Source organism: Microcystis sp. M165S2 (assembly GCF_020245885.1).
In the GTDB taxonomy this organism is placed as follows: domain Bacteria; phylum Cyanobacteriota; class Cyanobacteriia; order Cyanobacteriales; family Microcystaceae; genus Microcystis.
In genome coordinates, this window is record NZ_JADBTZ010000061.1 from 1 (window position 1) to 13,997 (window position 13,997).

Consider the following 13,997-nt stretch of genomic DNA (forward strand, 5'->3'; position numbering starts at 1 on the left):
GGATGCAGAATCGATCGGTTTAACCCATAATCAGATCGTTCTCGGTAAACTCTCCGGCCGCAACGCTTTTCGCTCTCGTTTACAGGAATTGGGTTTTGAACTTTCGGAAACGGAACTTAATAACGCTTTTATCCAGTTTAAGGAAATGGCCGATCGCAAAAAGGAAATCACCGATCGCGATCTGGAAGCGATTGTTAACGATGAAATCGATACCGTTCCCGATCACTTCCGCCTTGAATTAGTACAAGTGTCCTGTGGAAATAGCGCCCGGCCCACGGCCACGGTAACGATTCGCAATCCCGACGGTAGCGAGTTATCCGATGCGGCCATTGGTACAGGGCCAGTGGATGCTCTGTGCAAAGCGATCGATCGAGTGGTGAAGATTCCTAACGAATTAATCTCTTTCTCGGTGCGGGAAGTTACCGAGGGAATCGATGCTTTAGGAGAAGTGACTATCCGTCTCCGTTACGAAGGACGCACCTACTCCGCTCACGCGGCCGATACCGATATTATTGTCGCCTCCGCTCGCGCCTACGTCAGCGCCTTAAACCGTCTCCACGTCGCACTGCAGCAGAAGGAAAAAACCCCAGAAATGGTCCAAGTCTAGATAGGGTTTTAGGGTGTTAGGGTTTTAGGGTTTTAGTTGAAATTCCCCCACTTCCCCACCACCCCACTTCCCCCCGCAACGCGCACGCAGTGACCACCCCATCACCCCACTTCCCCCCGCAACGCGCACGCAGTGACCACCCCAATTCATAATTCATAATTCATAATTCCCACACCCCATGGCGCTGTTGGAGAAAATCTTAAATTTGTCTCGCAAATTTCTAAAATGTTGCTAAGTTAATATTATGAGCTTGCGCTCTGATTAATTATGGTGCATATGTACCAAAAAAAGATTCCCGTAAAAGCAATGAGGGATGAAATTTATCCGTAAGAATCCGATCAAATTAAATACAATGGCTAAAGACCAAAGGAATTAGCAAAGGCAAATAGGAATGCTGTTCCCCTTGCCATTGGGAACAGTTAACCCACCCCATAATTCCTTTGATTGTTAGTTATCTGGTCAACACCGCAGACAATCGGGTGATCGGATTGCAGTCCTCCAGCCATTTACCCAATTTTTGCAGGAGCCAGATTATGAGTTGACCGAGCTAAAACAGCATTCCGTGTCGCTAAAATCGCATCGACACAAGAGAATTTAAGCAAAGATCTTCTCCCATTTGTTGTAATTAAAGCTACAATCGGAAAAGTCTTTCCCCGTCTCGGATTGGAGACACAAATTCGTTCAGTATCACCTAGATTGAGATTCGATCTTCTAGTTTTGCACAGAAGGAGCAAGAGGAAAACGGCATGACGCAGGCCCACGATGTACTAACCCTTACCGAGCCGCAATTGGATTTAGATTTGATTGACCTAGACGAAGACTTCGATGATGAGGATATCGAGTTAGAGCTAGAAGAAACCAGCGATAGCAACGATGGCAAAAAAACCCGCCGCCTTGCCAGCGCTCGTCGTCGCGACGCAGCCAGAAAAAAACCCTATACGGAAGATTCGATTCGGATTTATCTGCAAGAGATCGGCAGGATTCGGTTATTGAGAGCGGAGGAGGAGATCGAATTAGCGAGAAAAATCGCCGATCTACTGAAATTAGAACGTATTCGCGAAGATTTTCGCCTCTATACCGATGCTGAATGGGGAAAACAGGTTTTCTTGTTCGAGCGCATCGAAAAAATTATCGCAGAAAAATCGGAAAAAGAACCGAAATTATCGGATATTAAGGCTTATTTAGGTAAGACGGAGCTAATGGCTCCCCTGGTGGAAGAATGGCTGGCGAAATCAAAGGAATACTTATCGGCCTTTAAGCGTCGATTGTACCATGGTCGTCGCGCTAAGGAAAAAATGGTACAATCGAACCTGCGTTTAGTGGTTTCCATCGCCAAGAAATACATGAATCGCGGTCTTTCCTTCCAAGATTTAATTCAAGAAGGTTCCCTCGGTTTGATCCGCGCCGCCGAAAAATTCGACCACGAAAAGGGTTATAAATTCTCCACCTATGCCACTTGGTGGATTCGTCAAGCCATCACCCGGGCGATCGCCGATCAATCCCGCACCATTAGACTTCCCGTCCACCTCTACGAAACCATCTCCCGGATCAAAAAAACCACCAAGATTCTTTCTCAGGAAATGCGTCGCAAACCCACCGAGGAAGAAATCGCCACCAAGATGGAGATGACCATTGAAAAACTGCGTTTTATTGCTAAATCTGCCCAATTACCTATTTCTCTAGAGACTCCCATCGGTAAAGAAGAAGATTCCCGTTTAGGAGACTTTATCGAAGCAGATGGAGAAACCCCAGAAGATGAAGTTTCTAAAAATTTATTACGCGAGGATTTAGAAAACGTCCTCGATACCCTTAGTCCTCGCGAACGCGATGTGCTGCGTCTGCGCTACGGTTTAGATGACGGCCGGATGAAAACACTCGAAGAAATCGGCCAGATTTTCAACGTCACTCGCGAGCGCATTCGTCAAATAGAAGCCAAGGCCCTGCGGAAACTGCGTCACCCCAACCGTAATAGTATCCTCAAAGAGTACATTCGTTAACTTCCCGCTCTTAAAAAACTGGCAACTGAGTCTCCTTGAGGCTCAGTTTTATCGTCATCTACACTTCCCCATCTGTGGGAACCTAATCCTGAAAATATCTCCGGGGTTGCCCCAATCTTGTCCAGAAAACTCTTGCAACAAATAGCACAGATCTGTTATTATGGTTTGTCTGTGTCCCGATTAACCATACCAGTATTGAGAACAAGAAACGACTGTGGCTAATACAAAGTCTGCACTCAAACGAGTCCAAATCTCCGAAAGAAATCGTCTACGCAACAAAGCGTACAAGTCAGCCGTAAGAACCCTGATCAAAAAATGTCTTGTCGCTGTCTCAGCCTACGGAGCCAACCCCAGCCCAGAAGGGCTAGAAAGCGCCCAACAAGCTCTATCGGAAGCTTACAGTAAAATCGATAAAGCCGTCAAGCGCAACGTCTTGCACCGGAACAACGGCGCTAGAAAAAAAGCCGGTTTAGCCAAAGCCTTGCAAAAAGTTAGCCAAGCTTCCTAAGAAACGATTAAGCTGTAATCAGGACAGACGCAACAAGCGATCGGGGGTCGATGCAATTAATAGATACGCACGTTCATTTGAACTTTGACGTTTTGCAAGCCGACTTGCCCGCTATCTCCGAACGTTGGCGAAGTGTGGGAGTCGTTCATCTGGTTCACTCCTGTGTTCAACCAGAGGAGTTTGCGGCAATTAAAGCCATTGCCGATCAATTTGGGGAAATTTCCTTCGCCGTCGGTTTACATCCCCTAGATGCCCAAAAATGGCGAGATAATAGTGCCGATCAGATCGAGACCCTAGCCCGATCTGATCGGCGCGTCGTGGCGATCGGGGAAATGGGTTTAGACTTCTATAAAGCGGATAATCAAGAGCAGCAAAAACAGGTCTTTTGGAGGCAGTTAGAAATCGCCCATCGTCTCGATAAACCCGTGATTATCCATTGTCGAGATGCGGCCCCGACAATGCGGGAGGAAATCAGCGCCTTTCGGCAACAAGTGGGCAAAATTGGCGGCGTGATGCACTGCTGGACTGGCAACCCCGAAGAAACTCAATGGTTTTTAGATTTGGGTTTTTACATCAGCTTTAGCGGCATTGTCACCTTCAAAAACAGTAAAACCGTGCAAGCTGCCGCCCAAATTGTCCCTAGCGATCGCATCCTGATCGAAACCGATTGCCCCTTTCTCTCACCCAATCCCCACCGCGGTAAACCTTGCGAACCCTCTTTCGTCTTCCATGTGGCCGAAACCGTCGCCCGTCTGCGCGGCTATCCGGTCGAAACCTTAGCCGAACAAACCACCCAGAACGCCCGCAACTTATTTCAACTCCCCAGTTAAAAAACATAGTTTATTAGCACAGAGCAGGGGACGGGGAAATGGGGAAATGGGGGAATTCAACTAAAACCCTAACATCCAACACCCAACCCCTAAAAACCCCGATCTCCGAGAGCAATTCCCCACCGTCGCTATCGTGTCATCAGCCCTTGTAACCCTATGAACAATCTTACCTTTAACCTCTTACCCGACCTCATCGAAATCCAACACTCCAGTTTTCGGTGGTTTTTGGAAGAAGGACTAATCGAGGAACTGAATAGCTTTTCCCCCATCAGCGACTATACAGGTAAATTAGAACTACATTTCCTCGGGCAGGACTACAGACTCAAAGAACCGAAATACAACGTCGATGAAGCCAAACGACGCGATAGCACCTATTCCGTTCAGATGTACGTTCCCACCCGTTTAATCAACAAAGAAACGGGAGAAAACATCGAACAGGAAGTCTTTATCGGCGATTTACCCCTGATGACCGAACGGGGAACCTTTATTATTAACGGGGCCGAACGAGTCATCGTCAATCAGATCGTCCGTTCCCCCGGTGTTTACTACAAAGCCGAAATCGACAAAAACGGTCGCCGTACCTACTCCGCTTCCCTGATTCCCAACCGAGGAGCTTGGTTAAAATTTGAAACCGACAAAAACGGCTTAGTCTGGGTCAGAATCGACAAAACCCGCAAATTATCCGCCCAAGTTCTCCTGAAAGCGATCGGATTGAGCGATAACGAAATCTTTGACTCCCTACGCCATCCCGAATTCTACCAAAAAACCCTCGACAAAGAAGGCAATCCCACCGAAGAAGAGGCCCTCCTCGACCTCTACCGCAAACTACGCCCCGGAGAACCTCCCACCGTCACCGGCGGACAACAACTGCTCGAATCGCGCTTTTTTGACAATAAACGCTACGATCTCGGGCGCGTTGGTCGTTATAAACTCAACAAAAAACTACGCCTCAACGTCCCCGATAACCAGCGCGTTCTCACCACCACCGACATTTTATCGGCGATCGACTACCTAATTAACCTCGAATTTGACATCGGCAACACCGACGACATCGACCACCTCGGCAACCGTCGCGTCCGTTCCGTGGGTGAACTGCTCCAAAACCAAGTGCGCGTGGGTTTAAACCGCTTAGAAAGAATCATTCGGGAACGGATGACCGTCAGCGAATCCCAAAACCTCACCCCCGCTTCCCTAGTCAACCCGAAACCCCTAGTAGCGGCGATTAAAGAATTCTTTGGTTCCTCGCAACTCTCCCAGTTCATGGATCAAACCAATCCCCTAGCGGAATTGACCCATAAACGCCGCATTTCCGCCCTCGGCCCCGGCGGTCTCACCCGGGAACGGGCCGGTTTTGCCGTGCGCGACATCCACCCCTCCCACCACGGTCGCATTTGTCCGGTGGAAACCCCAGAAGGTCCCAACGCCGGTTTAATCGGTTCCCTGGCCACCTACGCTCGCGTCAACGACTACGGTTTTATTGAAACCCCCTGTTATGTCGTGGAAAATGGCCGAGTACGCTATGATCTCCCCGTTAAATACCTAACCGCCGACGAAGAAGACGATCTGCGGGTAGCACCGGGAGACGTGGCCACCGATGAAAATGGTTATATCCTCGGCGAAACTATCCCGGTGCGCTATCGGCAGGAATTCTCCACCACTTCCCCCGAACAAGTGGACTACGTTTGTGTTTCCCCCGTCCAAATTGTCTCGGTGGCAACTTCCCTGATTCCCTTCCTCGAACACGACGACGCTAACCGCGCCCTCATGGGTTCTAATATGCAACGACAAGCGGTTCCCCTGCTGCGTCCCGAACGTCCCCTTGTGGGTACCGGATTGGAAGCACAGGCCGCTCGCGACTCTGGCATGGTCATCGTTTCCCGTACCAATGGGGTCGTTTCCTACGTCGATGCTAACCGGATTCGCATCAAAGTGGCGGATGAAGACAAAGAGATTTTCGGCAAGAGCGAGATCGAGTACGAAATTCAGAAATATCAACGCTCTAACCAAGATACCTGCTTAAATCAGCGTCCTTTAGTCTATCAAGGGGAACAGGTTGTCCCTGGGCAGATCCTCGCCGATGGTTCCGCCACCGAAGGAGGAGAAATCGCCCTCGGACAGAATATCCTCGTCGCCTATATGCCCTGGGAAGGCTATAACTACGAAGATGCGATTTTAATCAGTGAAAGACTGGTGGCACAAGACACCTACACCAGCATCCACATCGAAAAATACGAAATCGAAGCCCGTCAAACTAAACTTGGACCAGAGGAAATCACCAGGGAAATTCCCAACGTCGGTGAAGATGCCCTGCGAAACCTTGATGAACGCGGCATTATTCGCATCGGTGCTTGGGTAGAAGCAAGCGATATCCTCGTCGGGAAAGTCACCCCGAAAGGCGAATCAGACCAACCCCCCGAAGAAAAACTACTGCGGGCGATTTTCGGCGAAAAGGCACGGGATGTACGGGATAACTCCCTACGCGTCCCCAACGGCGAAAAAGGCCGGGTAGTAGATGTGCGGGTATTTACCCGCGAACAGGGGGATGAATTACCCCCCGGGGCCAATATGGTGGTGCGGGTTTACGTTGCCCAAAAACGCAAAATCCAAGTGGGCGATAAAATGGCGGGTCGTCACGGCAATAAAGGGATTATTTCTCGGATTCTGCCCCTAGAAGATATGCCCTACCTCCCCGATGGTCGTCCCGTCGATATCGTTCTCAATCCCCTGGGGGTTCCCAGTCGCATGAACGTCGGTCAGGTGTTTGAATGTTTACTGGGTTGGGCCGGCGAAAATCTAGGCGTACGCTTTAAGATTACTCCCTTTGACGAAATGTACGGGGAAGAAGCCAGCCGTTTAACCGTCCACGGATTGCTAGAAAGTGCCTCGAAAAAACCCAATCGCGATTGGGTGTTCAAGGAAGAACACGCCGGCAAAGTCACCGTTTACGATGGTCGCACCGGGGAACCCTTTGACCGTCCCGTTACCGTCGGTATGGCCTATATGTTAAAACTGGTTCACCTGGTTGATGATAAAATTCACGCCCGTTCTACCGGTCCCTACTCCTTGGTTACCCAGCAACCCTTGGGCGGTAAAGCTCAACAGGGGGGTCAGCGCTTCGGAGAAATGGAAGTGTGGGCCCTAGAGGCCTACGGGGCGGCCTATACCTTGCAGGAATTGCTAACGGTAAAATCCGATGATATGCAAGGACGGAATGAGGCTTTAAATGCGATCGTAAAAGGCAAGCCGATTCCCCGCCCGGGTACGCCAGAATCCTTTAAGGTTTTGATGCGAGAATTGCAATCCCTCGGCCTCGATATCGCCGTTCACAAGGTGGAAAATGCCCCCGATGGTACTTCCCGCGATGTGGAGGTGGATCTGATGGTCGATGTCGGTCGTCGCGCCCCCTCTCGCCCCACCTACGAATCCTTAACCACGGAAGACCTTGAAGAAGAAGAATCGGAAGTGTAATTTCAGTGATCAGTAATCAGTAATCAGTTATCAGTGAGAAGTCAGGAGTCAGTAGTCAGGAGACAGGAGAGAATTTTCCAGGAAAAAGCAAAAAAAAGGACAGTAAAGTAAAAATTTGCCTATTCCCTATTCCCCGTTCCCTATTCCCTGTTCCCTTTTCTAACTGATAGCTGAATGCTGATGGCTGATAGCTAATAGCTGTTTAATTATTACTGGGATCGAGATGTTTTATAACCAAACTGTTGACAAAGGAAAACTGAAAAAACTGATCGCTTGGGCCTATCAAAACTACGGTTCGGCGCGCTGTTCACAAATGGCCGATGAATTGAAAAACCTCGGGTTTCGTTTCGCTACCAAAGCAGGGGTTTCCATTAGTGTGGATGATTTAACCGTACCGCCGGCTAAACGACAGATGATCGAAAGTGCCGAACAGGAAATCCGGCAAACCGAACAGCGTTATGTGCGCGGGGAAATCACCGAAGTGGAACGCTTCCAAAAAGTAATCGACACTTGGAATAGTACATCCGAATCACTTAAAGATGAAGTAATTCGCAACTTCCAAGTTACCGATCCCCTCAACTCCGTCTATATGATGGCTTTCTCCGGGGCGCGGGGTAATATGAGCCAAGTGCGTCAGTTAGTCGGAATGCGGGGATTAATGGCTAATCCCCAGGGGGAAATTATTGACCTCCCGATTAAGACTAACTTCCGGGAAGGATTGACCGTTACCGAATACGTTATTTCCTCCTACGGGGCGCGCAAAGGGTTAGTTGATACAGCCCTACGGACGGCAGATTCCGGTTATCTGACCCGTCGTCTCGTCGATGTGTCCCAAGATGTCATCGTCCGCGAGGCAGATTGTGGCACCAATCGTTACATCGAATTAACCGCCATGACCGATGGCGATCGCGTGTTAATTCCCTTAAGCGATCGCTTATTAGGTCGTTCCTTGGCCGAAGATGTGGTGGTCAATGGAGAAGTGATCGCCACCCGCAACCAGATTATCGATGACGAAACCGCCGAAAAACTCGGCCGACTCGTCGATAAAATCAAAGTCCGCAGCCCCTTAACCTGTGAAGCAGCCCGCTCGGTTTGTCAAACCTGTTACGGTTGGAGTCTGGCCCACGGTCATCCGGTGGATATGGGGGAAGCAGTGGGGATTATTGCCGCCCAATCGATCGGGGAACCGGGGACTCAGTTAACTATGCGTACCTTCCACACTGGGGGCGTATTTACCGGAGAAGTAGCCCGGCAAGTGCGGAGTCCCTTCGAGGGAACCGTGCGTTTTCTGCCGGGGTTAAGTATCCGTAACGTGCGAACTCGCCACGGAGATGAACGGGATCAGGTGGAGGCCCCGGGGGAAATTAAATTAACACCCAAGGATAAAACCAAAGAAACCGTCACCTACTCTTTGACTCCGGGATCGCTGCTATTCGTCACCGATGGGGCAACAGTAAGCGAGGAACAGTTACTAGCGGAAATTACCTCCGATAAAGTCCAAAAATCCACGGAAAAAGCCACAAAAGACGTAACCAGTGACTTAGCCGGCGAGGTGCTATTCTCCCAATTAGTCCCAGAGGAAAAAACCGATCGCCAAGGCAACACCACCCGCATCGCCCAACGGGGGGGATTATTATGGATTCTCTCCGGAGAAGTGTATAACTTGCCAACCGGGGCCGAACCCGTGGTCAGTAACGGCGATACAGTACAAGTGGGGGATGTGCTCGCGGAAACTAAGCTGGTATCCACTAACGGCGGTTTGGTGCGTTTAGCCCCCAATAGCCGGGAAATCGATATCGTCACCGCTTCCGTGTCCTTGGATCAGGCCGAAGTAAAAGTAGAAAGTAGTGCCGGTCGGGAACAATTTATTATTCATACGGCCGATGGTCAACGCTTCCTGCTGAAAACCACTCCGGGGACAAAAGTACAGAATCATGCCATTGTCGCCGAGTTAATCGACGATCGCTATCAAACCCACACCGGCGGCATGATTAAATACGTCGATATCGAAGTCTCCAAAGGCAGCCGCAAACAGGGTTATGAAATCACCAAAGGCGGCACGATCCTCTGGATTCCCGAAGAAACCCACGAAGTCAATAAAGATATCTCCCTCTTACAGGTGGAAGATGGGCAGTATGTGGAAGCAGGGGAAGAAGTGGTTAAAGACATCTTCTGTAACTCTAGCGGTGTGGTGGAAGTCATCCAGAAAAATGACATCCTCCGGGAGATTATTGTCAAACCGGGGCTGTTATTTATGGATATCGAACCGGAATCCTCCGGAATTGCCCAAGAACAGTTAATTTACCCAGGGACACAGTTAACTCCTGAAGTCACGATCGAGGAGTTACGGCAAGCGGAATGGGTGGAAACTAACGAGGGTTTGGGATTACTGCTGCGACCAGTACAGGAGTTCACCGTAGAGGACCAATCCACTTCTCCCACCCAAGGTTCCGCTAACCAAGAAGGAGGACGACATATCGAACTGCGATCGGTGCAGCGCATTTTCTTTAAAGACGGGGAAAGAGTTAAATCCGTCGAGGGTTGTCAACTGATCAGCACCCAATTAGTCCTAGAAATTTCTAGCGAAGAACCAGAATCGGTCTCCCATCTGACGGCCGATATCGAGTTAGAACCGATTGAGGACAGGGATTGTCAGCGTTTACAGTTAGTTATTCTCGAATCTCTGGTGCTGCGTCGAGATAGTGATAATGATCCTTTAGGGGGTAATATTCAGACTCGCGTTCTCGTCCAAGATGGCGATGAAATTCCACCGGGGGCAGTGGTGGCCCGGACCGAAATCCAGTGTAAGGAAGCTGGGGAAATTCGCGGGATTCGCAAGGGCAGCGAAGCGGTACGCCGTCTTTTAATTGTCAGTGACCGTGACGAGTTTATTCTCCCGCTCGCTGTTGCTCCCACCGTCAAAGCCGGGGATCTGGTAATCGCCGAAGCTGAGATCGCTGCTGGAGTTTTAGCCCCCAATTCCGGTCAAGTGCTGGCCGTTGACCAAACCACCACCGGCTATGAAATCCGTTTGCGTAAAGCCCGACCCTACCGAGTATCGTCCGGGGCAATTCTGCATATCGATGAGGGGGATTTAGTCCAACGGGGCGATAATTTGGTGCTGTTGGTGTTTGAGCGCTCGAAAACTGGGGATATCATTCAAGGTTTGCCGAGAATCGAAGAACTGCTCGAAGCCCGCAAACCGAAAGAGGCCTGTGTCCTGGCACGCAAACCGGGAGTTTGTCAAGTGGAGTACCAAGATTCTGAGATCGTCGATATTAAGGTGGTCGAGGATGACGGCACGATCAGTGAATATCCGCTTTTAGGCAGTCAAAACCCTCTGGTGAGCGATAATCAGCGTATCGATGTGGGTCAGGCGTTAACCGATGGTCAGGCTAATCCCCACGAGATTTTAGAGGTGTTCTTTAATTATTATGTGGATAGCTTGGGCAGTTACGAGGCGGCCCTGAAAGCTTTGGAAAAAACCCAGATGTTCCTCGTTGATCAGGTACAGTCGGTCTATCAATCCCAAGGGATCGATATTGCCGATAAACATATTGAAGTGATCGTGCGTCAGATGACCTCTAAGGTGCGGATCGATGACGGTGGCGATACCAGTATGTTACCTGGGGAATTGTTGGAACTGCGACAGGTGGAGACGGTAAACGAAGCCATGTCGATCACCGGTGGGGCGGCAGCTAAATATACGCCTGTACTACTGGGGATCACCAAAGCTTCCTTGAATACCGATAGCTTTATCAGTGCCGCCTCCTTCCAAGAAACCACCCGCGTCCTCACCGAAGCTGCGATCGAAGGCAAGTCCGACTGGTTACGGGGTCTCAAGGAAAACGTGATTATCGGTCGTCTGATTCCGGCGGGTACTGGCTTCAATTCCCACGAAAACATGGCGGGGATCAGCGATTACACCCCCCCAGAGGAGGAATATAACTACAACAATCGTAGCTATTATGCTCCCCCCGGCGGCCTCGGCTTGCCCCCTCGTCCCGGTTTCGGCGATAGTAGTGAGGATAGCGATATGATTCTTGACGATCAAACCGCTCGCGCCTACGCTGAGGGTGATGTGGTCGATTTAGAGGATGATGAGATGGCTTTCCTCTCTTCCCGCGGCAGCAGTCGCTTTAGTCGCCAACCTATCAGCGATCGCTGGTCAGAACCGGATGAGGAAGGGGGAGAGGACGATTTCGAGGAGGATTACGAAGAAGAATAATCGTCTGTGGAGATATTACAAGGAGGAGTGGCAGGAAAAACCCCTGTTATTTCCCAAAAACCTCCTCCTTCTCTCCCAAAACTCCCTAATTTTTCAGCTAACTCACCTCAGTTTGGCAATAAAAGAAGGCAGCCTTTCCTGTCAACCGGAAAGGAGACAAAGTTAAGATTTTAATAATTTTCTCTCAAGTCGGGATGACAGGATTTGAACCTGCGGCATCCTGCTCCCAAAGCAGGCGCGCTACCAAGCTGCGCTACATCCCGAAATAAACTCCTTTTTTAGTATAGCCTAAGAGCCGCATTCTTAATCGGGATACCAAAACATACCTTTGATCCCTTCGGGATCGAGAACAAAACCGAGACGACGATAGAAATCCACCACCTGCGGATCGGCGAAAAGAGTTATATTACTGATGTCCTCACCCCGCAACTTCCTGATCATAAATTTCATTAATGCTTTACCAAAGCCTTTACTTTGATAGTGAGGATGAACAACCACATCCCAGACTGTAGCATTAAAAGCGTGATCGGAAGTGGCACGGGCAAAACCCACTAAACGACGGCGATTACCTCGCACTTCCCACATCGACACCACTAAAAAACTACATTCGATCGCCTTTTTAACTTTGCGTAAAGGACGACGGGCCCAACCTACCGAGTCACAAAGTTCTTCTAACTCATATAGATCTAGCTCTCGATCGGTACTAAAAAACACTCGCGTCTGTCCGAGGTCATTCTGGGCAACCTCTACCAAGTCTCCCGAATAGTCAGGAGATGCAGTGACTTCCGAGCTATTAAACAATCTTTTCCAAAAAACCATGCCGGGGGGCTACTGCCTCAATATTATCTTTTTAGCCTAGTATATTTTATTTTCCCCTGTCTACGAACAATCGGGCAACCTGAGTCCAAATTTGATTTTGAGTACGGAGAGGGTGGGATTTGAACCCACGAACCATTGCTGGTTACTCGATTTCAAGTCGAGCGCGATCGACCACTCTGCCACCTCTCCAAGGCAGCCAGACCTATATCTTATCATTAGATTTATTGCACAAATCAAAAAATTTTCTGCCAATGTAGGGAAAAGAGGTGCATATTATCGGGTTAAAGGTTAAAATTTCCTCCTTCCCCGACTTCTGCAAGAAGTCTATTTTAGTCAATTGGGGGCGCAATTAGGGCTTTCTGAGCAGGATTTTTGGGGGCCGATCGGCCAGATCTGGACCACTTCCCCTCACCACCCCCGTCAAGATGACCGACTTATTTCTTTAATTTCTGTAATTTTCGGCTTTCACGGGGAAAACTAAAATTAAAATAGGGGGGAGTGCCCTAAAATTGCTGTTTTGACGTATAATCACCTCAATAAAATTTAGAAGCTCCTAGAGTTGATAGTTTTAAACATTTCTGAGAGGAAAATGTATTTATTATGAGTTCAATTATTGAAATCGGCGACCAAAAAATTAACCAGTCACAGGTCTTGCCTCTTTTGGCAAAATATGGTATGTTACCCCAGTTAATCCGGGAAGTAATTATCGAGCAAGCGATCGCCAATATCACCTGCAATCCCGAAGAAAGAAACGCGGCCTATTCCCGTTTCTATCAAAATAATCAAATTGCCAACGATGAGCAAATGAAATCTTGGTTACAACAAAACGGGATGGATTCCGAGCAACTAGAATATCTAATTCTTCGGGACATTAAATTGGAAAAATTTAAACAGGAGACTTGGGATAACAAAGTAGAATCCTACTTCTTGCAAGTCAAAAATCAATTGGATAAGGTGGTTTATTCCCTGATTCGGACAAAAAATATCGGCATTGCCCAGGAACTATTTTTCCGGATACAGGATCGAGAAAATACCTTCGCTGAACTAGCTAAAAAATACTCCCAGGGAGCAGAAGCGGAAACCGGAGGACTAATCGGACCGGTGGAACTGAGCGCCCCCCATCCCCAGATCGGGCAAATTCTCCAGGCAAGTAAACCGGGGCAACTGTGGCCACCGACGCAAGTGGGAGAATGGGTCGTGATTGTCCGACTGGAAAAATATTTATCCTGTGAACTGGATCCTCCCACCCGTCAACGCTTACGCAATGATTTATTCCAACAATGGTTAACGGCTCAAATGCAAACAGTGAAATTTATCTCCGAATCAAACCCAGTCAATAGCGAGCAGGTATCGATTATATAGCATTTCCTTCCAACACTGGGTAAACCTAGTCTTTTCGCCTAATTAGGGTTTGCTGGATAAATCTAAAAACATTGTTCGATAAGACTTTTAGACTTTTTGTCAATCAAAAAGTGCCAGCGATTGGAGTGATTGGGGGGAAAATTCCGGGACTTTTTCCCTGAAAATTAGGTAATTGACC

The 13,997-nt window shown here is 48.9% G+C and carries 8 protein-coding genes and 2 tRNA genes; 7 read left to right on the forward strand and 3 right to left on the reverse strand.

The window, feature by feature from the left end; translation table 11 throughout:
- From IM479_RS03450 to IM479_RS03475, 6 genes are all read left to right on the forward strand, one after another.
- Positions 1 to 607: alpha-isopropylmalate synthase regulatory domain-containing protein (locus IM479_RS03450; RefSeq protein ID WP_287684673.1), on the forward strand; the 607-nt coding region annotated here is incomplete at its 5' end.
- 746 nt (positions 608 to 1,353) lie between these two features.
- Positions 1,354 to 2,604, forward strand: a complete 1,251-nt coding sequence (gene rpoD / locus IM479_RS03455) for an RNA polymerase sigma factor RpoD (RefSeq protein ID WP_304392495.1) — start codon at positions 1,354 to 1,356, stop codon at positions 2,602 to 2,604.
- A gap of 214 nt (positions 2,605 to 2,818) precedes the next feature.
- Positions 2,819 to 3,112, forward strand: coding sequence for a 30S ribosomal protein S20 (rpsT, locus tag IM479_RS03460; protein ID WP_002737368.1), 294 nt, complete (start codon positions 2,819 to 2,821; stop codon positions 3,110 to 3,112).
- 50 nt (positions 3,113 to 3,162) lie between these two features.
- Positions 3,163 to 3,942 (forward strand): TatD family hydrolase, encoded by a 780-nt coding sequence (locus IM479_RS03465; RefSeq protein WP_287684674.1) that lies wholly within the window; start codon positions 3,163 to 3,165, stop codon positions 3,940 to 3,942.
- Between the two features lie 156 nt (positions 3,943 to 4,098).
- Positions 4,099 to 7,410 carry a DNA-directed RNA polymerase subunit beta gene (rpoB, locus tag IM479_RS03470; RefSeq protein WP_287684676.1) on the forward strand — a complete coding sequence of 1,104 codons (3,312 nt, stop codon included), beginning with the start codon at positions 4,099 to 4,101 and terminating at the stop codon, positions 7,408 to 7,410.
- Positions 7,411 to 7,633: 223 nt separating this feature from the next.
- Entirely contained in the window at positions 7,634 to 11,638 is a 4,005-nt protein-coding gene (locus tag IM479_RS03475) for a DNA-directed RNA polymerase subunit beta' (protein ID WP_287684677.1), read from the forward strand.
- Positions 11,639 to 11,827: 189 nt separating this feature from the next.
- On the opposite strand, the gene IM479_RS03480 is transcribed toward IM479_RS03475, so the two are convergent.
- From IM479_RS03480 to IM479_RS03490, 3 genes are all read right to left on the reverse strand, one after another.
- A tRNA-Pro gene (locus IM479_RS03480) sits at positions 11,828 to 11,901 on the reverse strand.
- A gap of 40 nt (positions 11,902 to 11,941) precedes the next feature.
- Complete coding sequence (locus IM479_RS03485) at positions 11,942 to 12,457, reverse strand: GNAT family N-acetyltransferase (RefSeq protein ID WP_002736326.1); 516 nt, start codon at positions 12,455 to 12,457, stop codon at positions 11,942 to 11,944.
- A gap of 104 nt (positions 12,458 to 12,561) precedes the next feature.
- Positions 12,562 to 12,646 (reverse strand) — tRNA-Ser (locus tag IM479_RS03490).
- A gap of 411 nt (positions 12,647 to 13,057) precedes the next feature.
- Between IM479_RS03490 and IM479_RS03495 the strand changes: the two genes are divergently transcribed.
- Complete coding sequence (locus IM479_RS03495) at positions 13,058 to 13,819, forward strand: peptidylprolyl isomerase (protein WP_286825674.1); 762 nt, start codon at positions 13,058 to 13,060, stop codon at positions 13,817 to 13,819.
- The last annotated feature ends 178 nt before the right edge of the window (positions 13,820 to 13,997 follow it).

Bases quoted from the DNA above. Each gene is read 5' to 3' on its own strand.
- IM479_RS03475 (WP_287684677.1), top strand. From the start codon at position 7,634: ATGTTTTATAACCAAACTGTTGACAAAGGAAAACTGAAAAAACTGATC.
- IM479_RS03485 (WP_002736326.1), bottom strand. From the start codon at position 12,457: ATGGTTTTTTGGAAAAGATTGTTTAATAGCTCGGAAGTCACTGCATCT.
- IM479_RS03495 (WP_286825674.1), top strand. From the start codon at position 13,058: ATGAGTTCAATTATTGAAATCGGCGACCAAAAAATTAACCAGTCACAG.
- rpoB (WP_287684676.1), top strand. From the start codon at position 4,099: ATGAACAATCTTACCTTTAACCTCTTACCCGACCTCATCGAAATCCAA.
- IM479_RS03465 (WP_287684674.1), top strand. From the start codon at position 3,163: ATGCAATTAATAGATACGCACGTTCATTTGAACTTTGACGTTTTGCAA.
- rpoD (WP_304392495.1), top strand. From the start codon at position 1,354: ATGACGCAGGCCCACGATGTACTAACCCTTACCGAGCCGCAATTGGAT.